The organism is Bilifractor sp. LCP21S3_A7 (assembly GCF_052118825.1).
GTDB lineage: Bacteria > Bacillota > Clostridia > Lachnospirales > Lachnospiraceae > Bilifractor.
Genome location: NZ_JBQKGL010000001.1, coordinates 41,634 through 67,288, shown reverse-complemented (window position 1 = coordinate 67,288; position 25,655 = coordinate 41,634). Strand labels below are relative to the sequence as shown.

Below are 25,655 nucleotides of genomic sequence, written 5' to 3'. Positions count from 1 at the left end.
GTACACAGAAAGAAGCTGCTATGAAGAATCAGAAAATTAATAAGAAAGACCGGAATCCAGAGAATCAGAAGCCATATCTGAGAGACCAGAAAGCGGCTGCAAAGATGAAGCCCCAAAAAACAGAACCGCACACAGATGGGGAGGAATTTCTGAAATGTCCGGTTTACAGGAAATGCGGAGGCTGCGAATTCCGGAATATTACGTATGAAGAGCAGCTGAAGGTAAAGGAGAACCGGGTGAGAAAAGAACTGGAGGGACTCGCGCGGACAGAGAAGATTGCCGGCATGTCCTATCCTTATTTTTACAGAAATAAGGTAAATGCCGCATTTCAGAGAAAGAGGGACGGGAGCATCGTATCCGGAGTTTATGAGGCGGGAACACATCGCGTCGTTCCGGTCGAGAGATGCCTGATTGAAGACCAGAGAGCCGACCGCATCATCGGGACGATCCGGAGACTGGTTCCTTCTTTCCGGATCACCATCTACAATGAGGATTCCGGATATGGACTGCTCCGCCATGTAATGGTGCGGGTCGGACATAAAACCGGTCAGATTCTCGTAACTCTGGTAGTGACATCTCCGATTTTTCCCTCGAAGAATAATTTTGTAAAGGCTCTCCGGAAGGAGCATCCGGAGATTACATCAATCGTGCTGAATCTCAATGAAAAAAATACAAGCATGGTTCTCGGGGAGAGGAATATTGTCCTTTACGGGAAGGGATATATCGAGGATATCCTCTGCGGGAAGAAATTCCGGATCTCTCCGTCTTCCTTTTATCAGATCAATTCGGTTCAGACAGAGGTGCTCTACAGGAAGGCGATTGAGCTGGCTGCTCTGACAGGAAGGGAGAAAGTGTTTGACGCCTACTCCGGAATCGGGACGATCGGAATCGCAGCCTCTGGCAGCGCAGGTGAAGTTACGTGTGTAGAGCTGAATGCAGATGCCGTGCGTGACGCCAGGTATAACGCACGGATAAATGGAGTGCGGAATATTCGTTTCTATCAGGATGATGCCGGAAGATTTCTGGAGAGGATGGCAGCGGCAGGGGAGAAGGTGGATGTGCTGTTTATGGATCCTCCCAGATCGGGCAGTACCGAGACCTTCATAGATGCCGTGTCCTCCATGAAGCCGGAACGGATCGTGTATATCTCGTGCAACCCGGAGACTCTTGCCAGAGATCTGCGGTATTTCAGAAAACGCGGTTACCGCGCAGGTAAGGCATATCCGGTGGATATGTTTGCGTGGAGCGGATCAATAGAGACAGTGGTGGCACTGCAGCAGTAAAACACCATGCTGAAAACAACGCCGTATCCTGTAAGGGCTGAGGGCAGCCCAGTGCTTCGCACTCCCGCAATCCTTAGGTATTGACAACTCTCGCAGCTTCCACAGGTGACCGACATTTAAAATAATGATGTCTGCCTGACATTTAAAATAATCATGTCTGCCCTTGAATTTATAAATTAATATGTTACAATTATGTTACATATAATATTTCGGATTATTTGTTCAGGGTGATGGGGCATGAATCTGTACGAAGCAATATTTGTAAGAAAATCTGTTCATAAATATATATTCGAGCCGCTCGAGGAGGACCTGCTCAATGAAATCCGTTCTCATTTCGCGGAACTGCCCAACCTGCTTGGCGATTTTGAAACGGATATATTGATATGTGACAACATCAGAAAATCTTTTCATATCCGCCAGCTTCATCGGGTAAAGGCACCGTACTATATTCTCTTTTATTCGGAGGAGACGGCGCGATGCCAGATGAATATGGGATATCTCATGGAACAGATGAATCTGTATCTGTGCTGTAAAGGACTGGGTGCATGCTTCGTCGGAAGCACAGCGGTTCCCGGCAGTCTGCAGCAGAAAGACAGCTTGAAGCTGATTGGAATTCTGGCTTTTGGAAAAAGCAAGGAATCCCCGGTCAGAAGGAAAGGAGAGGCAAAGAGACTGCCTCTTGATGAATTATGCGTGTTCAAGGAAATTCCCCGTTCCTGGATGAAACAGCTCCTTGAAGCAGCGAGATATGCCCCCTCCTCGATGAATATTCAGCCCTGGAGATTTGTGGTTTTTGACGACAGGATCCATGTTTTCACAAAGAAACATAAGGCGGATTATATGGAGAAGTATCGGTGGGAGGAGGTAAACTTCGGAATCATGTTCGCCAACATCATGATTGCCGCGGAAGAGCTCTGGCTGGATGTAGATCTGATCCGACTGGAGAATATCACACAAAAGAGCTTCCCGAACAATCAATACGTCCTGAGCGCCATCATGAGAACCTAAAGGATGAGCTCATGATACGGAAACCATAAAAATATTTATGTCAACGGCAAAAAAGTTTCGACAATAATAATTAAATTATGTATTGACAAATGGATACAGGTATTGTATTCTCAATATCGTCAGTTTTAAGAGATGAGCTGACATTTATAACCAGCAAATGCGCGAGTGGCTCAGGGGTGGAGTACAACCTTGCCAAGGTTGGGGTCGCGGGTTCGAATCCCGTCTCGCGCTGATCAAAAGCTTCGGATTCTTGTTATACAGGATTCGGAGCTCTTTTACTGTATAAGTCCAGTCGCAATGTTCTTGGCCCACGGGGAGCTTGCTCACCAGTGGGCAAGAACATTAGCGACGACAACAGGTATGAGCATGGAGCGGTGCGAAGCAACGCGGGAATGCGAATACCTGTTAGCGGCACGGAAGCTGCGAAGCAGCGAAGTGACGCGGGGACTTATACAGTATGTGGCCCAATAAATTTCGAAAACGCAGACAGGCCGCTTGTCGTGAAGCGTATGTAAGAGACGTTATGCGAATTTCGAAGGCTGCAGGTATGAGCACGAAGTGACGCGTGAGCGGCACGGAAGTGCGAATATGCGCGGACAGTGAGCCGCATCCGCTCACACAAAGTGTGAAGCGGTGGGGCGAACGCCGCGACAGACCGACGAAGTCGGTCACCTGTAGGATTACGGGAGTGCGAAGCACGGAGCAATCCGTAGCTTATACAGTATGTGTCCAATAAATTTCGAAAACGCAGACAGGCCGCTTGTCGTGAAGCGTATGTAAGAGACGTTATGCGAATTTCGAAGGCTGCAGGTATGAGGATGAAGTGACGCGTCAGCGGCACGAGAATGCGAATCACGAAATTGTCTATGCGTGCTTTCCTTTTTATGTTATGCTATTATTAAAAAGCATAGCGACAGAGCACAGGCTTGTCCATGAGCGATGCGCACCAGACTGTTATTCATGGATTCTATTCAATAAGTTTTATTGTGCAGTGTCTCGTATAAATGTTGTTTCACAATCAAGAAATCGAGAGGAGAGAATATTATGTACGACGTTACAGCGATGGGTGAATTACTGATTGATTTTACGCCTTGCGGCACCAGTGAGGCAGGCAGGACACTATTTGAGCAGAATCCGGGAGGAGCTCCGGCAAATGTTCTGGTTGCGGCTTCCAGGCTTGGAATGAAAACCGCCTTTATCGGAAAAGTCGGAGATGATATGCACGGACGTCTCCTCAAGAAGACACTGGACGAGAATCATGTCAATACGGAGGGACTGAGAATTGACCCTGATTATTTCACAACGCTTGCGTTTGTGACGCTTCATGACGGTGACCGTGAATTTTCGTTCGCCAGAAAGCCCGGAGCTGACACCATGATCCGTTCGGACGAGGTCAATATGGACATTATCAACCAGACACAGATCTTCCATTTCGGGTCTCTGTCACTCACCAATGAACCGGCAAGGAGCGCGACAATTTTTGCCGTAGAACAGGCAAAAAAGGCAGGAGCGATCATATCCTATGATCCGAATTACCGTGCGCCGCTGTGGAAGAGCGAGGAAGAAGCCAAGGCGCAGATGCGTTCCGTGGTGAAGTATGTGGATATTATGAAGCTGTCTGATGAGGAGACAAAGCTCCTCACGGATATCGAGGATCCGTATGATGCTGCCGGAGCACTTCTGGATGAAGGAGTGAAGTGCGTCGTGGTAACTCTCGGTAAGGACGGCGCGATGCTCCGCACGAAGAATTTTGTGGTAAAGGCACCTTCTCAGACCAGAAAGGTTGTCGATACGACAGGCGCGGGGGATTCCTTCTGGGGAGGCCTTCTCTCAAGATTTGCCGAGTTCAAGATCAGACCGGAGGATCTCGATCAGGAGCAGGCGGCAGAGTTCATAAGATTTGCGAACATTGTAGCCGGCCTCTGCGTGGAAAAGCGCGGCGCGATTCCCGCAATGCCCGAAAAGAAAGATGTTTTACAGATCTTTAACCTGAAGCTGGATAAATTCTGATGCGGCTGCCTTTTCATCTGATGCAGACAATTACATTTCATTTTCAGAAGACTGCGTGTGCGAATGAGTAGAAAAACCGATCATAAGAAAACAGACAGAAGGGAAAGGATGGAGCGGAAACGCCGGCTGATTGCCGGCGTGATCGCCATCATTCTGGCACTTCTGATGATTGTCACACTTGTTCTCCCGGCGATGGCTGCGGAGAATACAGACAATACGGGGGAGACGGGAGCGGACACCTTAAATGCGGTGGCCGTTTCTTCGTCTTCGGCCGAAAATCTGCAGGGAACAGAGGCGGTGACATCTTCCTCCCCGGGAACAGCAATCCGGTCCGTTTCTTCCGGAAATGACAATTCCGGAAATGGCAATCAGAAGAAATACGGAATCTATATCGACAACATCAATGTGACAAATATGACGCGAAGTCAGATGGAAAAGGCTGTCGAGACAAGGCTGAAGGAGCTCTCGGATGATGTCATTGTTCTGCACGCAGGAGACAATCAGGTGCGGACAACGGCCGGAGCGCTCGGGCTTACATATACGAATAAAGATGTCGTCGATGAGGCATTGTCGATCGGTAAAAAGGGCAACATCTTCAAACGTTTTCTGGCGGAGAGGCAGCTTGAAAAGGGCGGACCGATTGTTCTCGACATGGATTTTGCGGTGTCCCGGTCTGATGTCAGCACGGTGCTCGCGAAAAATGCCAATGCACTGAACTGCAGCCCGCAGTCAAACGGCGTTGTCTTAAACGATGACAACACCTTTACGCTCACACCCGGGAAGGCAGGAGTAGCACTGAACAATAAGGCATCGGTTCAGAAAATCATGGACTATTTTGCCAGCGACTGGCACGGCGGTGAGGGAGGCATTACACTGGAGTACAGCACAACCGAATATGCGGACAAGTCCTCAGAGCTTTCAAAGATTACAGATCTTCTGGGAAGTGCTACGACTGGTTATCAGACCGGGGATACAAATCATGATACCAATGTAAGGCTTGCTGCGGAGCATATCAACGGAACAGTATTGTATCCGGGCGAAGAGTTTTCCGCGGAGAAGGTCATCGGTCCTACCACAAAGGAATATGGATTCCTGCCGGGTGATACCTATGAAAACGGCAAAGTTGTAGAGTCTTATGGAGGAGGAGTGTGTCAGACAACGACGACGCTCTACGACGCGGTTCTGGCAGCTGAGCTCAAGGTGACGGAACGGCACAACCACTCCTATCTGGTATCATATATCGAACCAGGATTGGATGCGTCGATTTCCGAGGGACTGATGGACTTCCGTTTTGAGAATAATACATCCGCACCGATCTATATACAGGCGGTGACAAAAAACGGCTATCTGACCTTCAATATTTACGGTCAGGAGACGAGAGATGCTGACCGGACGATATCTTTCGAGAGCAGGACGATCAGCACGACGGATGTGGAGACGGAATACGAGACCGACAGCTCCGAACCGTACGGAAGCATTACGGTATCCGGAGGTATACAGGGCGTCGAGGCCGAGCTCTACAAGGAAATCTACATCAACGGGCAGCTTGATTCGGAAGAACTGGTAAATCGCAGCAGCTATTCGATGATGCCGTTCACCTATACAATCGGTACAGAAAACGCTGACAGTGAGACGCTGCAGGCGATTCAGGCAGCCATCGCGACAGGTGATCTGGCAACGATACAGTCAGCGGTCGGCAATGGTTCGATTGTTGAGAGTGATGTGATCGAGAATTGAACAATGTACCTTCATTCCTACAGTATCCGGAGAAGTGACAGAATCCGGACTGTGGCCGTGTCACCAATGGTCGTTAAAACAGTGACAGTACCGGAAATGACCGATCAGAAAGCAGACAGCGGCAGTGCCGGAAATGTCCGGTTAGAGAGCAGCAGTCCAGGAAATTGGCCGGTCAGACTCGTTACAGGAATCGAAAGCATCGGGTACAGAAATTTTGAGGCGATAATATGAGAGTTGGAAAAATTTCAGAAGCGGTACTCAACCGGTCTGTTCTCAAGGAGATCCGCCACAGCGGATCTGATCTGACAGCCGGACCGTATGAGGGAGGAGACGCCGCGATCCTGAGAACGGGAGAGAGTACAGTGATCTCGCCGTCGGTTTCTCTTGATCTTGATGCGGATCCGGTGATCCGGACAATCCTTGCGATCCATGCGGCGATAAACAATCTCGCCGCTGCGGGAGCGGCGGGTCGTGCGGTGATTCTGAACCTCATTCTCACAGAAGATACCGGGGAAGCTGTCCTGAAGAAAATCCTGCGGGCGGCGGAACAGACGGCTGAAAATCTTGGTGTAAGTATCGCCGGCGGTCATACAACGGTCAGCCGGTCCGTGAGAAGCGAGATCATTGCCGTGACGGGAATCGGTGTGCCTTTGGACAGTCAGATCTGTTCCGCATTTCCGTGCGTATCGTCCGGCAACAGGGACGGATCCGATGCACATACAAAGGCGGATTGGTCTGCTGCGAAGGAGAGATGTTCGGAGAAATCCTGTAATGAGAAGCGCAGCTTCGACATCGTTATGACAAAATCGGCAGGAATCGCGGCCGCCATGCTGCTTGCTTCAGAACGGGAGAAGATACTTTCCGGAAGATTTACCGGAGATATCATCGAGGCCGCGAAAAAATTCAGAGAGGATCTCTCTGTCGTCCCGGAGGCTGAAATTGCAGGGGCAGACCGCGAGACGGTACGGATGCATGATATATCGGAGGGAGGAGTGTTCGGCGCACTCTGGGAGCTTGCGGAAGCCGAGGGCGCAGGACTGGAGATCAATCTGCGGGAGATACCGATCCGGCAGGAAAGTGTGGAAATCTGTGAGTTTTTTAATCTGAATCCATACCAGATTTATTCGGAAGGTTCTCTTCTGGTTCTTACCGGGAGGGGAGACGCATTGACGGAAGAACTTGTAAATGCCGGAATTCCCGCAAAAGTCATCGGAAGAACCACATCCGGAAGAGACAGAATCCTGCATAACCAGGGAGAGATCCGTTATCTGGACAAGCCGCAGCAGGATGAGATATACAAATTGTGGCGAGGGAAAGAGTGCTGACCAAAGAAAGCCGCAGCAGGATGAGATATACAAATTGTAGCGAGGGAAAGACTGCTGATCAAAGATAATCAGAGATAATCAGAAAAAACGGAGAAACCTATGGCACATTTCAATATTGTACTTCATGAACCGGAGATCCCTTCGAACACCGGAAACATCGGCCGCACCTGTGCCGCCACGGGGGCAAGCCTTCACCTGATAGAGCCGCTTGGGTTCCACTTGTCGGAGAAATCTGTGAAAAGGGCGGGAATGGATTACTGGAGCAGTCTGGATGTCACCAGATACCTTGACTATGAGGACTTCATCGGACAGCATCCCGGCGCAATAATCTATTTCGCTTCCACGAAGGGACCGCGCTGCTATACAGACGTATCCTTTGAAGACGAGTGCTACATAATGTTCGGGAAGGAAAGCGCGGGCATCCCGGAGGAGATTCTGTACGATAATCAGGCAACGACAATCCGTATTCCGATGCTGGACACGATCCGTTCTCTGAATCTCGCGAACTCTGTGTCAATCGTTCTCTATGAGGCACTCCGACAGCATAACTTTGAGGGAATGCTGGAAGAGGGACAGCTGCGAAACTATACCTGGAGAGTCTGATGTGGCAGATCCGCCCGACTATCTGCGGACCGAAGAAGCCGGTTGCATGCAGCAGATGCGAGAGCGGTGAAGCAGCGAGGCAGCGGGCTTTATTTTCAGATGCTTTGCTGACTATGTTAAGAGACACTTATGCCCCGCAAGCGGGGCACCACAAATGCAGGCAGGGCACCACAAACCGTATAATGGCGGTTTGCTGAGTGAACGGAAGACTGTCGCGGAATCCCGGGCAATTTTTCGGAAACCGGATCAGAATTCATCGTGCTGCTGTGACGCCTGCGCGATGGTCGATGTCTCCGTCAGATCTTCAGGAGCCGGCTTCAGCGAGAAAATAAATTCTGTCCCGACTCCCTCTGTGCTGATCACGGTAATCGTTTGTTTGTGCTGATTGATAATTTCCTTTACGATCGACAGACCGAGTCCGTTTCCCTTTCTCTCGCGTCCTCTTGACGCGTCGCTCTTGTAAAAACGATCCCATATCTTGTTCAGGGATGCTCTTGGTATGCCGGCGCCGTGGTCACGGACCGTGCAGAACACCTTGTCGTGCCGGATATCACTTTCCAGTTCGATGACAGAGCCGTCCCGGCTGAATTTTATCGCATTGTCAATCAGGTTGTAGAGAACCTGCTGGATTTTCTCCTGATCCGCCAGAACGGGAAGCCTTTCTCCGGTCAGTGTGATCTGGAAGGAAATCTGCCTTGGCGTGCAGATTCCCTCAAAAGAGGCAGCTGTATTTCGTATCACTTCATTGAGATCAAAAACGCTGATGTGAAGCAGATTTTTTTTCTGGTCCATGCTGTTCAGTGTCAGGATGCCGTTTGTAAGCTTTGTCAGGCGTTCGGTCTCATTCAGAACAATGCGCAGATAGCGCTCCTGCATCTCTGCGGGTATGGTGCCATCCAGGATCGCCTCGACGAATCCCTTGATCGAAGTAAGAGGAGAACGAAAATCGTGGGATACATTCGCAATGAACTGCTTCTCATATTCATCGCTTTTGCTGATTTCATCGGACATCACATTCAGAGATGCCGCGAGATGGCCCATTTCATCCTGTGATTTCACCCGGATATTATACTTCATGTCACCTTCCGCAAATTTTTCCGTGCCGATGGTGATCTTCTTGAGCGGACGAAGTACGGAAAAATAGAGGAGCACAAGTACAGACAGAAAGGCACAGTAGATGACTCCTGTCATGACATGCACTCTTGCGAGAATACCCTCCTTCAGTGAGATAATTTTCTTCATATCCATATGAACAGCGACATATCCGCGGATATTCAGATTAGAGGTAATCGGAATCATCACACTGAGATAATCGGTGTCAAAATAGTGGAAGAAGGTTCCGATGCTGTAATAGTTTGAGCCAAGCGCAACCGGATCAAATCCGTCCAGTGTCACGGGAACATAGGTATTCAGCGGTTCGCTTGTATTCATGTAGACCTTGCCCTTTGGGCTGATCAGCCAGATCTGACAACTCTGATAGAGCGAGAGCCTGGAAAGGCTGTCATAGAGAGTCTGCGTCTCGGTATCGGACGAGGGTTCGGAGATTTCATCTGTTGCAGAACGGGAGTAAGTAAGAATCGAACGGTCCTGAGCAATATTGGACGCTTCTTCATACAGATTCAGGCTTTCTTCATTCAGCACCTTTTTCTGAATCATCGCCGAGCCCGCCGTGGAGAGGAAGATAAAGATCGCAAGGCCGATGACAAGATAGAGGAGGATGAATTTATGGATGATTTTATGACTGCGCATGATTCCTTTTCAATTCTTTCAATCTTTACTTCTTCAATACTTCAAACTTGTATCCGATTCCCCAGACGGTGGAGATCGTCCAGTTTGGATTTCCGTTGATCTTCTCCCGAAGCCTCTTGATATGGACGTCGACCGTCCTCGTATCACCGATGTATTCATAGCCCCAGATATTGTCGAGAAGCTGTTCTCTGGTGAATACCTGATTCGGTGAGGAGGCAAGAAAATACAGAAGCTCCAGTTCCTTCGGCGGCATCTCAATGTTTTCTCCGCGATACGTCACAGAGTAGTTGGTCAGGTTGATAATGAGATCCGGATATTCCACTGCCTTCGCCGGCTGCGCGACGGTTTCCGGTTCCTCCGTTGGGAGGGCAGCAGTGTTCTGAAAACGACGGAGAACGGCCTTTACCCGTGCGACAAGCTCCTTGGAATCAAACGGCTTGATGATATAATCATCCGCCCCGAGCTCAAGGCCAAGAACCTTATCGAAAACCTCACCCTTCGCGGAGAGCATGATGATCGGTACCTTCGATTTGTGGCGGATCTCCCGGCAGACCTCATATCCGTCCATCCCGGGGAGCATCAGATCCAGAAGAATCAGGTCGGGACGGAATCTCGGAAAAGCCTTCAGGGCTGCCTCTCCGTCATTTACAATTTTGCATTCAAAACATTCCTTCGTCAGATAAAGGGAAATCAGTTCCGCTATATTATTATCATCGTCAACGATGAGAATTTTCTGCTTTGCCGCCATAACCGGCCTCCTTCCGGATTCCTTATTTCTTGAAATTTACGATGGTAACACCGGCATCACCCTCTCCGTACTCTGCCAGGTGATAGCTCTCCACATGCTTTTGTCTGCGGAGATAATCGTGAATGCCTTTTCTGAGCTTTCCGGTACCCTTCCCGTGGATAATTCGTACGCTGTTTAAATGTGCGATGTAAGCGTCATCCAGATACTTATCGAGCTCTGCGACCGCTTCGTCCACAGTCTTTCCGAGAACATTGATTTCCGGGGAAACAGACATGGCCTTCGCCATTCTTACCTTTCCGGTGCTGGTGCGGGAAAGTTGCTTCGAAGTGATGACCGGTTCGTCCACGAGCTCGAGATCGCTGATGTGAACCTTTGTGCGTATGATGCCGCAGCGGACGAAGAGGTATCCCTTGCTGTCCGGATGAGAACTGACCGTTCCGTTCAGGTTCAGACTGAGAACGTGAACAGAATCTCCCAGCTGCAGATCCGATGGCTTCAGCTCTTTCTTCGGACGTTCCGCGGGTTTCAACGCAAGCTTGCTTTCCGTCTTGTTCATCTGTTTTCGGAGAGCATTTCGTTTCCGTTCCATCTCTCCGGAATTGATAGCGTTCTTGCCGAATCTGCGGAAATCCTTCATTGTCTGGTCGGCGTAGTCCTTCGCTTCCTGAAGAATACTGTGCGCGTCCTCGTTCGCCTTCCGGATGATTTTTTCCTTCTGCTGCTCAAGGTTCCGGACTCTGTTCTCGAGCTCTTTTTCCCTTTTGGCCAGCTGTTCCTTTTCGTACTGAATGGCACGCCGGTCATTCTCCATCTGGATACGATTCTGTTCCAGAGAAGTGAGAACATCCTCAAAGGATTCATCCTGTTCACTGATCTGCTGCTTTGCACTGTCAATGATGTAGTCAGGAAGACCAAGCTTCCGGGAAATCGCAAAGGCGTTTGATTTACCCGGAACACCGATCAGGAGGCGATAGGTCGGCCTGAGTGTTTCCACATTGAACTCGCAGGAAGCATTCTCAACACCCGGTGTGCTGAGCGCAAAGATCTTCAGCTCGCTGTAATGCGTCGTCGCCATGGTTCGGATCCCCTTGCCGTGAAGATAGGAGAGGATCGCGATCGCAAGCGCCGCTCCCTCGGTCGGATCCGTTCCTGCACCGAGTTCGTCAAAGAGCACGAGCGAATTCCGGTCCGCTTTGTCCAGAAAGCTCACGATATTCGTCATGTGAGAACTGAAGGTCGACAGCGACTGCTCGATGCTCTGCTCGTCACCGATATCCGCATAGACCTCGGAAAAAACAGCAAGCTCGGAGCGGTCCAGGGCTGGTATGTGCAGACCGGACTGTCCCATCAGGGTAAGCAGCCCCACTGTTTTCAGCGATACAGTCTTTCCTCCTGTGTTCGGACCAGTCACGATCAGAAGATCAAAGTCAGTACCGAGACGAATATCGATCGGAACGACGCGGTGCTTCTCGATCAAAGGATGTCTCGCCTTGCGAAGGGAAATCCTTCCCTCCGTGTTCAGAAGAGGCTGAGAGGCGTTCATTTCCAGAGAAAGTGCGCCTCTTGCGAAAATAAAGTCAAGCTCGGTCATGTTCTGCATGTCATATTCGAGATCCTCGATATGCCCTGCCGCCTCATTGCTCAGATTCGCCAGAATAACCTCGATTTCCTTCTTCTCCTTGATCTCAAGTTCACGAATATCATTGTTGAGCTTGACAACAGCCATCGGCTCTATGAAGAGCGTCGCACCGGTGGATGACTGATCATGGACCATTCCCGGGACACTTCCGCGGTTCTCGGCTTTAACCGGGAGACAGTATCTCCCGTCACGCATCGTGATCACGGCGTCCTGGAGTGAGGCCCTGAGCGGTCCATTCATCATTTGATTCAGGGTGGAGTGGATTCTGTCACCGCAGACCTGAATCTGGCGGCGGATGTTTTTCAAGGCGGGGCTTGCGTCATCCGCAACCTCATCCTCGGAGAGAATGCATCTGCGGATCTCAGTGGAGAGCGGAGTCAGGGGTTCAAGGAGATCGAAAATCGCATCCAGAGAATCTCCTTCTGTCTCATTATTCTCATGCCGCCCGTAGGCCTTTACCCTGGCGGCATTTTCCAGAAGACCCGCTATATTTAAAAGCTCCGTCATCGAGAGCGCACTCCCGACATCGAGACGCTTCAGAGAAGGACCGATATTTTTGGTATTTCCGAAGGAAATGCTCCCCTTGCGGAACAGACGGCTCACCGCATCCGTGGTTTCCTGCTGCATCCGTTTGATTTCATTGATGTCCGGGGACGGCTCCAGCTCCATGCATTTCCTGCGTCCGGGTCCGCTCGTGGCGTGAGAAGCCAGCTTCGTTCGTATTTTATCGTATTCCAGTACTCGTAGTGCTCGTTCGTTCATCGATCTTGTATCCTTGTATCTTAATAAATCCTTATATATTTTGTCTGATGTATGCCATTATCTGAGTTATGCCACAATATGAGTCATGCCAGTATCGGATGTATGTCTGTATCTAAATCGTGTTCTTGTATTTTTTATTTACGCGAACAGTGAGCCGCAGCCGAATGCGAAGTATTCGTGTGCGGCGAGCGTCGCGATAGCGAGATAAAACTCGCGCAGCGTGTTTTATCTCGTTTTTAGACACCATTCATTATTGCCAAATCTGGTGATTATACATTTACAACTGTCGTGTGTTCTTTGAAGCAATGCATAAACAGGCAAAGCCATACCATTACTTATCATACTCTAAAAATCAGATTTTCGAAACCGTCTGAGTCAAAAATACCGTCAGAAACCGCAGGACATTCATAAAATGTTCATATGTCTTTGCTATAGTTACATCGTTATATCGAGATTCCAATGGCCGCTGACCGCAGAGGAAGCTGACACCCGGGCAGCGGATAACCGTTTTTCTTATGAGCGCACGGCGGAAGAATGCCCGCGCCCTATGGAGAAATCTTATGAAGGACGATACATTCAAGACAAATCCGGAATCGGCCGAAGAAAGGGAAAAATCCGATTCCGCTGAAATGCGCGGCCCGTCTTCTGCTGAGACTTCCGCAGAGAAAACCGATTCAGAAACGAAGAATAACTACCAGTTCATTAATCAGGTGATCCGCAAAAAACCCAGAAGCCATAAAGCACAGGTCATACGTGTACTCTCCGTGATCGGAATCGGAGTGGCAATCGGCGCGATTTCTGCATTTGTACACGCTGGCATATACCCTGCGGCAAGACGAGCCTTCGAGGCAGACAAGGAGAAAATAACCATACCGGAGGATTCCGCCCCGGAAGCACAGGCGTCCGTTTCATCGTCATCGGAGAATACTGCGCTCTCATCCGCTTCCGAAACCACCACATCTGGATCAGAAGGAACGGCACAGTATCTCTCCCCGACAGATTCTGTCTCCACCTCGGCTGCGACAGTTTCTGTATCCGGAAATGAGTCTGCTTCAGAATCCGGTTCCGGACAGGCGGCTGCGGAGGATTCGAACGCAAACGGGACAGAGAGTGCGGCCGGATCGAATGGGATCACGCTGGAAGAATATCAGCAGCTCTATCAGGACATGCTGAAGACTGCGGATGAGGCAAAACGATCGCTTGTAGAAGTCATCGGTGTCACCAGTCAGCTCGATTATTTCAATGAGGACTATCAGACACAGCAGCAGGTAGCCGGCATACTGATCGCCGAGACAGAGGACAACGATTACATCCTGACTGAGAGCAGTGCGGTAGAAGGCTCTGAGAATATCATGGTCAAATTCAGCGACAACTCAATGGTTCAGGCTGCACTCAGAAAGTCGGATTCCGATACGGGTCTGGCCGTACTGACAGTCGCTCCGTCGGACATAAGCGAGACTGCGAAAAGCGAGCTTGCGGTTGCTCCTCTCGGAAATTCCTATTCCGTTCACCAGGGCGATCCGGTACTTGCGCTCGGAAACCTGATGGGCTATAGTGATATCGTTGCAAACGGGATAGTAACCTCGGTCTCGAACAAGATATCTGCCGTGGATTCCGAATACAGCATCCTGACGACAGATATGGAAGGAAGCAGCTCCACGAGCGGAATCCTTGTGAATATGAAAGGTGAAATCATCGGACTGATTCCACAGAACATCGGTGACGAAGGCACTACGATCACCGCCTATGCCATCTCCGGGATCAAGGCCCTGATTCAGAGACTGTCGAACAATGAGACGACCGCGTATCTGGGCATCAAAGGAAGAGAGGTAACCGAAAGTCTGTCGCAGACCACGGGGATCCCGGTCGGTCTTCTGGTTACTGAGGTAACACAGGATTCACCGGCGATGCTTGCGGGTTTCAAGGAATATGATGTCATCACAGATATATCCGGGAAAAAGATCAGGACAGTTCAGGATCTGGAGAACGTTCTGCTAAAGCTGAAGGCAGATAACGTAATTACAGTCACTGCCATGAGACAAGGGGCTGAAGGATACGCACAGGTTACATTCAGCGTCACACTGGGAGAGAAATAACGGGAAGGACAGGCTTTTATGCTATATATTCAGGAACTGAATGAAGGAATGAAAATCAGCGGAATCTATCTGGTAAAATCCAGGACCTCCGCGACAACGAAAAACGGCAAAAACTATGACAACGTGATACTGATGGACAAGACCGGAACGGTTGACGGTAAGATCTGGGACCCGGATTCACCGGGCATCGACGATTTTAACGCGCTGGATTATGTGGACATCATCGGCGATGTATCGAGATACAACGGATCCCTTCAGGTTTCTCTGAAAAGAGTTCGCGTCGCGAAGGAAGGGGAGTACAAGCCGTCCGATTATCTTCCAACGAGCGACAAGAATATCGATGAGATGTTCGGCGCGCTCCTGAACTTCATCAACAAGGTAAAGAATCCCTATCTGCACCAGCTTCTGAATCATTACTTTGTCGACGATCCGGAATTTATCAGACGCTTCAAGAGCGCGTCTGCGGCGAAGACAATTCATCACGCCTTTGTCGGCGGACTTTTGCAGCACACGCTGTACGTCACAAACATGTGCTACTTCTTCACCAAATATTATCCGATCCTGAACTCCGATCTGCTGCTCACGGCCGCAATCTGTCACGATATCGGAAAAACGGTGGAGATTTCCTCGTTCCCGCAGAATGACTACACCGATGACGGTCAGCTTCTCGGACATATCATGATCGGAGCGGAGATGATTCACGACACGGCCAGAACAATTCCGGGATTCCCCGCGAAGCTGGAGTCGGACCTGAAGCACTGCATCCTGGCTCATCATGGAGAGTATGAGTATGGTTCTCCGAAAAAACCGGCACTTGCTGAGGCGCTTGCGCTGAACCTGGCAGATAACGCGGATGCGAGACTGGAGACCATGACCGAGCTCTTCAAGTCCAATGCCCAGAAGCCGATGGATGAGTGGTTAGGATACAACCGTGTATTCGAATCCAATATCCGCAGGACAGGAGATCTGGACGAGCTGAAATAAGAGGCAGAACAGGAGATGAAGACGGGCTGACATCCGGGAAGAGTCAGTGACCCAGACAGGCCGACATCCGGAAGAATCATTGACACGGGCAGGTTGACATCCGGGAAGAGTCAGTGATCCGGGCAGGCTGACATCCGGACAGAGTCGAAGACCCTGGTGAGCTGAAAGAAGAACGGGTCGGGAGATACATGTGGGATTACATCAGAAATCGGAAGGAAGTATGGGATACAGGAAAAATGAAACCGTAACGGCGGATATTATCGACATCGGGCAAGACGGTGCGGGAATCGGGCGGACAGAGGACGGGTATACCCTGTTTGTCAAGGACACCGTACCGGGAGACCGGGCAAAAGTCAGAATCATCAAGGCAAAAAAGTCTTACGGTTACGGCAGGCTTGAACATGTGCTGAAGGCCTCTCCCGACAGAGTTGAGCCCCCGTGCCCTGTAGCGCTTCGATGCGGGGGATGTCAGCTGCAGATGATGTCATATCCGGCACAGCTGGCAATGAAAGAGAATAAGGTACGGAATGATCTGAAAAGAATCGGTGGCTTTGAAAACCTTGAAATCCAGAAAATCATAGCAATGGAATCTCCGTTCCGCTATCGGAACAAGGCACAGTTTCCGGTCGGCACAGACCGCGACGGCAAACCGATAGCGGGTTTTTTTGCCGGAAGAACCCATACCATCATTCCAAGTCCGGACTGTCTGCTGGGCTGTTCAGAGAACCGGGAGATTCTGAACGCGATTCTCAGCTGGATGAAGGATAACCGCATTCCGGCATATGACGAAGAAACCGGAAAGGGACTGATTCGTCATATCCTGATCCGGAAGGGATTCGCAACCGGCGAAATCATTGTGTGCCTGATAATCAATGGCGACAGGATAACAGCCAGTCAAGATCTTGTAACACGTCTGGAAAAAATTCCCGGAATGACCGGACTGACCTTCAGCAGCAACACCAAAAGGACAAATGTCATAATGAATGGTCCGGTGAAGCCGGTCTGGGGCCAGGAATATATCACAGATATTTTGAAATCCGAGAGATTCGGAATAAGCGTACGGTATCAGATCTCTCCCGCGTCTTTCTACCAGGTGAATCCGGTTCAGACACAGCGCATCTATGAGAAGGTGCTGGAGCTGGCAGACCTTCATGGAAATGAAACAGTCATGGATCTGTACTGCGGAATTGGAACCATATCTCTTTTTCTGGCCCGGAATGCCAGACAGGTTATCGGAGTGGAAATCGTGCCGAGAGCGATTGAGGACGCAAAAAGAAATGCTCTGCTCAACGGGATTGAGAACGCCGAATTTTATGTCGGTAAGGCGGAAGAGGTTGTGCCCCGGCTCGAAAACCAGGGAATCCGTGCGGATATCGCAGTCGTGGATCCACCGAGGAAGGGCTGCGATGCAAAACTCCTGGAGACGCTTGTGCGCATGAAACCGGAGCGGATCGTATATGTAAGCTGTGATCCGGCAACACTTGCAAGGGATTTGAAATTTCTGTCGGAGAACGGATTTCGGATAGAATACGTGCAGCCGTATGATCAGTTCAGCGAGACTGTTCACGTCGAGACAGTCGCTCTGCTAACTAGGACAAATTGAAAAAGTGGCTATAAAGCCCGTGTTTAAGCCATTTCTGCGGCACCCGTCTTTCTGAAAAGAGAGGCCGGTGCCGCTTTTTCTGTCCGGGAAAATGTGAATATCGCTCTGTCGTGACTGTGGGAAGGCTATTTTGATGAATTTTTGGCGGGCGAGACTGTGGCTTTGCTATTTTGGGTAGGTTGTGACTGTGAAAAGGCTATTTTTCAGAGGTCGAGACTGTGGGAACGCTATTTGAACAGGAATAGAAAAGGAGGCGGTGCAGAATCGTCATCAGCACCGCCTCCTGTGATCTTAATCCTCTTTGAAGAATTCGTTTTCCAGCTTCTTTATCCGCTTCCGATCTGTATAGATCGTGTTGATGGAAAGATCCAGTATTTTATGGATTTCCTTCACGCTATAGCCTGCTTCCTCCAGAAGCTTGATTTTAGCCAGCTTTTTCTGATACTTTGCAAGAAAGTCAATGAGTTCCTCGTGATTAATGTGATCCATAGCGACAGCACTTGTTGTGTCTTCAGTGGAAGGCTCCCAGCTGCTGTTCTTCTTCAGGTCTTCGATATAGGACGTCTGATTAGTCTCCATATCTTTTCCGGCGTTCGGGCATCCGACGCAAGATGCTTTGCGGCAGATGATCGGTGTTCCATGAGCGCCTTCAACACGGCACTTGTGTGAACGGAGATTACGCTTATCCTCCGACCAGTCAGGCCGCATCATCACTTTGAACAGTTCCTCAGGGACGGGTACCATGTAGCATTTGTACTGACGACTGCCTTTCCACCACATGCGGATAAGTTCTGAAGCATACCCATGTGCTGAGGTGTCAGCAGTCTCAATATCCATCGGATACATCCGGTATCCGTCAGGAGGTACGATTTCAACTCGCCCATCCTCATAGGTCTTAATTTCTACTGTTGCATAAATTCTACCGTTGTCATAAAACTTAACTGCTTTGACGTTGATTGCCATTTTGGAGTCCTCGTTTCTTTCCGAAACGGGGAGTCCGTGATGACAGATTCAATTTTTCCTTCATTCAGGCCACCTAAGCGGGTTACCCCGTTTCTAATCGGCGGCCAGCTGTGCATGAAGCTGAACCAAATTTGCCTTGCTGCCTGCTCCATTCGGAGATGCACTCGTCTATCCGCGGTAGGGCGCACCGAGTGGAGCAGGGGATTACCTTGCCTTGGCTTGATCGTTAGCTGTGCGATGAAGCCGAAGGACTTTCCATATTTAGTTGTCAGCCGTAGTTCTCGATGTAGGCGTAAAGCTCAGAGAATACTTCCTCGTAGTCGCCCGGGTTCAGGTCATAGATGCTTCTTGCACCGTGCTCCCTGAGAATGAAGCGAACAACTTCGCTTCCGCAGATACCGGCGACCTCGTCTGCTGTGTTTTCCAGATTGATAATCCAGTCTTCGTTTGACATGCTCTTGTCTCCTTTTGTCATGGAGGCTTGCTTACCCTATGAGCAATGTCCTCGTTTGTAGGTGCATCACCAAGCGTTCGGGTCAGCCTTGATCAGAGGTCATTGCCTGGTGATGCTTTACTTCCTGAAGTAAGAGATCAACGGCCATTCGTAGGTTGATCTCTCATTTCAAATGTGACCATCACAGTCGCGTGAGCCACCTTTGTGCACCAAGGGGAACACCTGTGAAGAGCGGACAGTTTAACGACATATCCAGGTCATGGTCGTGAAAACCCTCATAATACGGACATTTCTGATTAGTTTTGATGGGGGGGTAGAGCTTTTCGATCTCGATACGTCCCTATGACAAATTGACAAATATTTATCAAACTGTTGTAACGCATCCTTAAATGTCATATAATAAGTATGAATAACTATGAATTACTCATATCAGCTAGCCGTTTTAAGTGGTCAGGAGCTCTTTCAACCATCTGATATCAGTATAGATTTGACGGGTTTTTATATCGCTGACACAGAGGCAGACATTATTCGCACGAGTGCGGACATTGTTCGGACAGATGCGGACACAGCAAATTTTTACGAGGGGACGCCAATAAAGTGGAGTACAGTGAGTTTTTGCAGAAGTTCTATCTGCCTGACAAAGGTGGTGGGCTTGATGGATATAAATCAAAGAAGAAAATTGCTTTCTTCTTCTTTGAAAATGGATTAGATGAAGACTATGACGAAAATATTATCTGTCCTTCAGACAGCAGTTATGAAAAGTGGGTAACTGGCTCGAGAAAGCCAGACAGCTCAGTCTGGGGAGAGGCTTCAAAGCATCTGAGTGAGGATAATCTGGCAAAGCAACTTCTTGCTGTTTTAAATACCAAGAATCTGAAGGAAATAATGCAAAGCTTTGGCATTACATTTGAGATTGCGGAAGTGCCTGATCGAAAAATGTTCTCAGCAGCGGTTGCGGTTCAATTTGCTGCAATTGTTAATGGATATGGAACCGCAGATAATATTGTCCCGGCAGAATATAAAAAGTCGCCAGAGCCCGTGGGATTTAAAACATACCTTCGTGGAGCTGAGAACCGGTATAAATGGGTCAGGCTTCCGGGCGAGGATGAATGCTTGTTAAGCGATGTATTTGTTTGCAATAACATAGGCACATCAGCAGCAGTTTTTCCTAATCGTATAATGGGAAACTATATTGAAAACGCCACTCTGGAGAAGCTTCGAACCTATGACAGACGAGGCGAAGTTCTGAAAATTATCCTGATCGGTGGATGCGGCTATGGGAAGACACTCATGCTTCAGCATCTCTTTATTGAAGCTGCAGAGAACAGCGATGAAACGGGGCGGCTTCCAATAATGGCAGAATTAAGGAACTTTTCTTCAAGATACGATGGTTTCCTACCGTTTATCGTCGATACAGTAAGGGAGTACGACGATTCCTTTACGGAGAATTCCGCGAAAGAAGTTCTTGAGCGAGGACAGGCTCAGATACTTTTTGATGGGCTGGATGAGCTTGATCCTGGTGAGGTTAAGTTCTTTCAAAAAAAACTCGCAGAGCTTACGCATCGATACCCGAATGTGCAAGTGATTATTACATCACGACAATGTTCTGCGATAGAAGGAATCAGAGGGTTTGTCAGACTGTATCTACATCCATTGAATGAGGATCAGGTGGACCAGCTTCTTGACAAACTGTTGCTGCGCAAACAGGACGCAGATGAAAAGAAAACAGTCATGTCATTCTTCGAGCCAGGAACAGGATATCTGAGGAGAGATGGTTTTGTCGCGACAAATCCGATGCTGCTAACGGTTATCGTCAGCAATTGTGAAAAACTGAAAGAATTAAACGGAGATAAATCATCTTTATACGAAATGCTCTACGATGTGCTGATTCGTGGGCATGATGAGGAAAAAGAGGCGTTTGATCGTTTCTTCCACAGCGTGGGAAGCAGTGAAGAATTCACTCAGGTTTTCAGAGCATTTTGTTCGCTGTCATATATGGATGGCGTCTTTGAGTTTGATCACCGGACATTTGAAAAGTACTTCAAGGATGTGAAGAAACAGGAAGAATTGGAGAATCCAAACATTTTTCTTCTTGCCGGATTTGAGCATGATGTATGTGCAACGGCTTGTATGATGTACGAGCAGGAGTCAGGTATTTATTATATCGATCCGGGGTTTCAGGATTATTTCTTTGCAGAGTATTACTACTTTGAGGATACGGAGAAGACAAAGGAAATGGGTGAAGCACTGCGGCATCGGCAGATGAAATCCTTCAGGAATCTTGATGGACTGCGGATGTTGTATCATATGTCGCCTGCCAAAACAGAAGTGTGCCTGATACTGCCATTTCTAAAGGAGATCTTTAAGGGTACAGATAATAAGGAAACCTTCATGCGCTTTTTGTCCTATGGATATAAGGAGTGCGTTTATACCGAGATAGACGATGCAGCGGTTAAGCGCTACATGCCAAAAACCGGTGCAGACAAATTTGACTGTATTATGGATACCAACTCTCCGAGAAATATCCTGATGGCCTTGATTCTGGATATTCTCGGTCTGAATAACAGTTTTGTTTTAGGAGCAAACGTTGATCCAATCAAGCGTGAAAACGGGGCCACGTATTTCTTGAGAGGCTTTACACAAACATATGTCAGCCAGGAAGATACGACACAGCACACCGCAATTAGAACGATCGATGTTGATATTCAGCGCTTGGATTCTTCGAATGGATCTGAATATCAATCAGCGATTCCAGAGATGATACGAGATGAAGAGGGGAAAGCTGTAAGCTTCGGATATAAATACAAGGTGGATCCGCTATTGCTGCTATCCAATGCTGACAGAACCGAGAGTTTCATTGATATGGCTAGAACTGCAGGGATGGTTGAGATATATGAAAAAGTGAAGACCTACTATGAGAAAATTGTTGAGGAACAGAAAGAGAATGATTTCAGATGAAGAGGTATGAGCATGACAAGCAATAAGGTCGAGAATGAAGTCGAACGCTGGATCAACCTTGAAGAGATAGCACGGCATCTGAGCGTTAGCAAAGATACCATACGGTTATGGATCAAAAAAGAAACCATTCCATATCATAAGGTTGGACGCCAGTATAAGTTCCGCTTATCTGAAGTAGATGCCTGGGTTGAGAGTGGAAAAAGTGCGGATGCGGATAAATAGTAAATACGGAGGAATATATCAAAATGGCAACTGACAGCAAGAAGGAAAGAGAAAGAGAAGAGCTGCACCGTGCTATCTGGGCGATCGCGGACGAACTGAGAGGCGCTGTAGACGGATGGGACTTTAAAAATTATGTTCTCGGTACAATGTTCTACAGGTACATCTCAGAAAATCTAACAGAATATATCAATAAGGGTGAGCACGAAGCTGGTAATACCGATTTTGATTATGCCACTATGCCGGATGAGGAAGCAGAGACCGCTCGCGAGGGACTTGTTCAGGAAAAAGGTTTCTTCATTCTGCCAAGTGAGCTTTTTGCAAATGTGACCGCAAGAGCCAAGGATGATGAGAACCTGAATGAAACACTGGAGAAGGTGTTCCGTAATATTGAAGATTCAGCAAAGGGAAGCCCATCTGAAAAAGACTTCGCAGGCCTGTTCGATGACTTTGATGTCAACAGCAACAAGCTTGGCAGCACGGTTGCCAAGAGAAATGAGAGGCTTGTAAAGCTTTTAAGCGGCGTCTCTCTGATGAAGCTCGGATCAGTGCAGGAACACGACATTGACGCTTTCGGTGATGCCTACGAGTATCTGATGAGCATGTATGCGTCAAATGCCGGAAAATCAGGAGGTGAATTCTTTACGCCTGCTGACGTTTCCATCCTGCTCACGAGGCTCGGAACTGTCGGAAAAACAAAGGTCAATAAGGTATACGATCCTGCATGTGGCAGCGGTTCGCTCCTCCTAAAGGCTGTAAAAATTCTGGGTAAAGATGGTGTTGTGACAGGTTTCTTTGGACAAGAGATCAATATCACGACGTATAACCTTTGCCGCATCAATATGTTTCTGCATGATATTGATTTCGATAAGTTTGATATCGCCTGCGAGGACACCCTTACCAATCCGCAGCACTGGGATGATGAGCCATTCGAGCTGATCGTTTCTAATCCTCCATATTCGATTAAATGGGCTGGCGATGATAATCCTCTTCTGATTAATGATCCGCGATACTCACCCGCCGGGGTTCTCGCACCGAAGAGCAAAGCTGATATGGCGTTTATTATGCATTCGCTCTCATGGCTTGCTCCGAACGGAACGGCAGCTATCGTCTGCTTCCCGGGCATTATGTACCGTGGCGGCGCGGAGCAGAAGATCCGTAAATATCTGGTGGATAATAACTTTGTGGACTGCATTATCCAGCTCCCAAGCAACCTGTTTTATGGCACATCCATTGCTACCTGCATCATGGTGATGAAGAAAGGAAAAACGGATAATAAGATCCTTTTCCTTGATGCTACGAATGAGTGCGTTAAGGTGACAAATAATAATAAACTGACACCGGAGAACATTGACCATATCGTTGATGCGTTTACTAAGCGCGAGGACAAGCAGTATTTCTGCCGTCTCGTCACTTATGATGAGGTCAAGAAGGAAAACTATAACCTTTCCGTCAGCACATACGTTGAGCAGGAAGACAAGCGGGAAAAGATTGATATCGTAAAGCTGAATGCACAGATCAAAGATATTGTTGCTCGTGAGCAGGTGCTAAGGGATGAGATCGACAAGATCGTAGCTGAGATCGAGGAGGGAAATACAAATGAGTAAACTCGATCAGTTTATAAAAGAGCTGTGCCCGGATGGGGTGGAATTCCGCAGTCTTTCGGATATTTTTGATACAAGAAATGGATATACTCCTTCAAAAAAGGATAGTACATATTGGGAAAATGGAACGGTTCCATGGTTCCGAATGGAGGACATTCGAGAAAACGGTCAGATTCTGTCTGATTCGATACAACACGTGAGTACTAAAGCAGTAAAAGGCGAACTGTTTCCTGAAAATTCAATTATTGTAGCAACTTCAGCAACAATTGGAGAGCATGCATTAATTAAAGTAAAATCCTTGGCAAATCAAAGGTTTACTTATCTAATGTTAAAAAGCGAATGGAAAAAACAGTTTGACATAAAATTTCTTTTCTATTATTGCTACGAACTTGATAAGTGGTGTTTAGGACATCTTAATCAAGGCAATTTTGCTTCTGTAGATATGAAGAGGTTTGCAACCTTCAAGTTTCCTGTACCTCCTATTGAGGTACAGCGTGAAATTGTCCGGATTCTGGACAATTTCACGGAGCTTACAGCGGAGCTTACAGCGGAGCTTACAGCGAGAAAACAACAGTATGAATATTATAGGGATGAACTACTGACTTTTGATGCTGAAACAGAGTATGTTCTTCTTCAGAGCGTTGTAGAAATAGATAGAGGAATAAGGGTTACAAGAACTCAGCTTTCTGAAGAAGGAAAATATCCTGTCTATCAGAATTCGTTAACCCCGATGGGTTATTACCAAGAAAAAAATCGTGATGCGAATAATACATTTCTCATTTGCGCGGGAGCAGCCGGAGATATAGGGTATTGTTATCATGACTTCTGGGCCGCCGATGATTGCTATACATTCAGCTGCTCAGAGCGGATAGGAAACCGATACCTGTTTCATGTGCTGAAAAGTAAGCAAGATTTGATTTATTCTCGAGTGCGGCGTGCAAGTATTCCAAGGATATCAAGAGAAGCTCTCAATTCGATAAAAATTCCTGTACCGCCACTTGAAGTTCAAAACCGTATTGTTTCCGTACTGGATAACTTCGACGCTATCTGTTCCGACCTGAATATTGGCCTGCCTGCTGAGATAGAAGCTCGTCAGAAACAGTATGAGTTTTATCGTGATCAGCTCTTGACATTTGCTGAGACCGGAAACAGCATCTTGACAGACAGACAGACAGACAGACAGACAGACAGACAGACAGACAGACAGACAGACAGACAGACAGACAGACAGACAGACAGACAGACAGACAGAATCTGATTAAGCTATTCCAGTATGTGTTTGGGTATGCAGAAGTGGAATTGAATGATGTGATTCTTTCTCTAAATACTGGGTTGAATCCGCGCCAATTCTTTAAGCTGAATACTGATGATGCGAGGAATTTTTACATCACGATTCGTGAAATTCAGGACGGAAGAATAGTTCCAACGGATAAAACGGATCGGATAAATGACGAAGCACTAAAGCTATGTAATAATCGATCGAATCTTGAAAAAGGTGATGTACTGTTCTCGGGAACTGGAACAATAGGAGAAACGGCGGTAATTGAGCATAAACCTGAGAACTGGAACATAAAGGAAGGTGTATATACGATCAAGCCTAAAAAGACGTTGATTGATTCTTATTTTTTGAGATATCTTCTTATGTCGAGCACGATTAAGGACAGCTATATGAAGAAGGTGGCAGGGGGCACAGTGCAAAGCATTCCGATGAAAGAATTACGGGCATTACAAATACCGCTACCTTCTTTAAAGGAACAGCAAAAGCTTGTCAGCATAATCCAGAAGTTTGATTCTCTCTGCACAGATATTTCTTCCGGGCTTCCTGCTGAGATTGATGCCCGCCAGAAGCAGTACGAATACTATAGGGATCAGCTTCTCACCTTTAAGGAGAAGCAAAGTTAAGAGAAAGG

General features: G+C 48.1%; 19 protein-coding genes and 1 tRNA gene. 15 read left to right on the top strand and 5 right to left on the bottom strand.

All coding sequences use genetic code 11. The features are described from left to right. The first annotated feature begins 20 nt into the window (after positions 1 to 20). The 7 genes from rlmD (ACTQ1O_RS00325) to ACTQ1O_RS00295 all read left to right on the top strand — a co-directional run bounded on the left by rlmD (ACTQ1O_RS00325) (position 21) and on the right by ACTQ1O_RS00295 (position 7,966). A complete protein-coding gene (gene rlmD, locus ACTQ1O_RS00325) occupies positions 21 to 1,283 on the top strand; it encodes a 23S rRNA (uracil(1939)-C(5))-methyltransferase RlmD (protein WP_441485623.1) in 1,263 nt (420 codons plus the stop codon). A gap of 237 nt (positions 1,284 to 1,520) precedes the next feature. After that, the gene (locus ACTQ1O_RS00320) at positions 1,521 to 2,291 is read left to right on the top strand and encodes a nitroreductase family protein (protein WP_441485622.1); all 771 of its coding nucleotides are present in this window, start codon (positions 1,521 to 1,523) and stop codon (positions 2,289 to 2,291) included. Positions 2,292 to 2,450: 159 nt separating this feature from the next. Then, a tRNA-Gly gene (locus ACTQ1O_RS00315) sits at positions 2,451 to 2,522 on the top strand. An 813-nt stretch (positions 2,523 to 3,335) separates the two neighbouring features. Beyond that, positions 3,336 to 4,301 carry a PfkB family carbohydrate kinase gene (locus ACTQ1O_RS00310; protein ID WP_441485621.1) on the top strand — a complete coding sequence of 322 codons (966 nt, stop codon included), beginning with the start codon at positions 3,336 to 3,338 and terminating at the stop codon, positions 4,299 to 4,301. A gap of 63 nt (positions 4,302 to 4,364) precedes the next feature. Further along, on the top strand, positions 4,365 to 6,038 hold the full coding sequence (locus tag ACTQ1O_RS00305) for a VanW family protein (protein WP_441485620.1): 1,674 nt from the start codon (positions 4,365 to 4,367) through the stop codon (positions 6,036 to 6,038). A gap of 227 nt (positions 6,039 to 6,265) precedes the next feature. Next, positions 6,266 to 7,363 carry an AIR synthase-related protein gene (locus ACTQ1O_RS00300; protein ID WP_441485619.1) on the top strand — a complete coding sequence of 366 codons (1,098 nt, stop codon included), beginning with the start codon at positions 6,266 to 6,268 and terminating at the stop codon, positions 7,361 to 7,363. A 99-nt stretch (positions 7,364 to 7,462) separates the two neighbouring features. Next, the gene (locus ACTQ1O_RS00295; protein WP_441485618.1) at positions 7,463 to 7,966 is read left to right on the top strand and encodes a tRNA (cytidine(34)-2'-O)-methyltransferase; all 504 of its coding nucleotides are present in this window, start codon (positions 7,463 to 7,465) and stop codon (positions 7,964 to 7,966) included. A gap of 246 nt (positions 7,967 to 8,212) precedes the next feature. Here the strand turns inward: ACTQ1O_RS00295 and ACTQ1O_RS00290 are convergent, their stop codons facing one another. The 3 genes from ACTQ1O_RS00290 to ACTQ1O_RS00280 are packed head-to-tail and all read right to left on the bottom strand — an operon-like array spanning position 8,213 to position 12,864. After that, positions 8,213 to 9,715: a sensor histidine kinase gene (locus ACTQ1O_RS00290; RefSeq protein WP_441485617.1), complete on the bottom strand. Its 1,503-nt coding sequence runs from the start codon at positions 9,713 to 9,715 to the stop codon at positions 8,213 to 8,215. A gap of 25 nt (positions 9,716 to 9,740) precedes the next feature. Beyond that, entirely contained in the window at positions 9,741 to 10,463 is a 723-nt protein-coding gene (locus ACTQ1O_RS00285) for a response regulator (RefSeq protein WP_441485616.1), read from the bottom strand. Positions 10,464 to 10,485: 22 nt separating this feature from the next. Beyond that, entirely contained in the window at positions 10,486 to 12,864 is a 2,379-nt protein-coding gene (locus tag ACTQ1O_RS00280) for an endonuclease MutS2 (protein ID WP_441485615.1), read from the bottom strand. Positions 12,865 to 13,424: 560 nt separating this feature from the next. Here ACTQ1O_RS00280 and ACTQ1O_RS00275 point away from each other — a divergent pair. The 3 genes from ACTQ1O_RS00275 to rlmD (ACTQ1O_RS00265) all read left to right on the top strand — a co-directional run bounded on the left by ACTQ1O_RS00275 (position 13,425) and on the right by rlmD (ACTQ1O_RS00265) (position 17,547). Next, positions 13,425 to 14,960, top strand: coding sequence for a S1C family serine protease (locus tag ACTQ1O_RS00275; protein ID WP_441485614.1), 1,536 nt, complete (start codon positions 13,425 to 13,427; stop codon positions 14,958 to 14,960). A gap of 18 nt (positions 14,961 to 14,978) precedes the next feature. Next, on the top strand, positions 14,979 to 15,944 hold the full coding sequence (locus ACTQ1O_RS00270; RefSeq protein WP_441485613.1) for a 3'-5' exoribonuclease YhaM family protein: 966 nt from the start codon (positions 14,979 to 14,981) through the stop codon (positions 15,942 to 15,944). 220 nt (positions 15,945 to 16,164) lie between these two features. After that, complete coding sequence (rlmD, locus tag ACTQ1O_RS00265) at positions 16,165 to 17,547, top strand: 23S rRNA (uracil(1939)-C(5))-methyltransferase RlmD (RefSeq protein ID WP_441485612.1); 1,383 nt, start codon at positions 16,165 to 16,167, stop codon at positions 17,545 to 17,547. Positions 17,548 to 17,838: 291 nt separating this feature from the next. Here the strand turns inward: rlmD (ACTQ1O_RS00265) and ACTQ1O_RS00260 are convergent, their stop codons facing one another. Beyond that, positions 17,839 to 18,510: a hypothetical protein gene (locus tag ACTQ1O_RS00260; RefSeq protein WP_441485611.1), complete on the bottom strand. Its 672-nt coding sequence runs from the start codon at positions 18,508 to 18,510 to the stop codon at positions 17,839 to 17,841. A gap of 268 nt (positions 18,511 to 18,778) precedes the next feature. Further along, entirely contained in the window at positions 18,779 to 18,964 is a 186-nt protein-coding gene (locus ACTQ1O_RS00255; protein WP_441485610.1) for a hypothetical protein, read from the bottom strand. 597 nt (positions 18,965 to 19,561) lie between these two features. Between ACTQ1O_RS00255 and ACTQ1O_RS00250 the strand changes: the two genes are divergently transcribed. The 5 genes from ACTQ1O_RS00250 to ACTQ1O_RS00230 are packed head-to-tail and all read left to right on the top strand — an operon-like array spanning position 19,562 to position 25,647. Next, the gene (locus ACTQ1O_RS00250; RefSeq protein WP_441485609.1) at positions 19,562 to 21,922 is read left to right on the top strand and encodes an NACHT domain-containing protein; all 2,361 of its coding nucleotides are present in this window, start codon (positions 19,562 to 19,564) and stop codon (positions 21,920 to 21,922) included. Positions 21,923 to 21,934: 12 nt separating this feature from the next. Then, positions 21,935 to 22,144 (top strand): helix-turn-helix transcriptional regulator, encoded by a 210-nt coding sequence (locus ACTQ1O_RS00245; RefSeq protein WP_441485608.1) that lies wholly within the window; start codon positions 21,935 to 21,937, stop codon positions 22,142 to 22,144. Between the two features lie 23 nt (positions 22,145 to 22,167). Beyond that, entirely contained in the window at positions 22,168 to 23,748 is a 1,581-nt protein-coding gene (locus ACTQ1O_RS00240; RefSeq protein ID WP_441485607.1) for a type I restriction-modification system subunit M, read from the top strand. After that, entirely contained in the window at positions 23,741 to 25,003 is a 1,263-nt protein-coding gene (locus ACTQ1O_RS00235) for a restriction endonuclease subunit S (RefSeq protein WP_441485606.1), read from the top strand. The genes ACTQ1O_RS00240 and ACTQ1O_RS00235 overlap by 8 nt, the downstream gene beginning before the upstream one ends. Before the next feature lie 41 nt (positions 25,004 to 25,044). Beyond that, the gene (locus tag ACTQ1O_RS00230) at positions 25,045 to 25,647 is read left to right on the top strand and encodes a restriction endonuclease subunit S (protein ID WP_441485605.1); all 603 of its coding nucleotides are present in this window, start codon (positions 25,045 to 25,047) and stop codon (positions 25,645 to 25,647) included. Positions 25,648 to 25,655 lie beyond the last annotated feature (8 nt).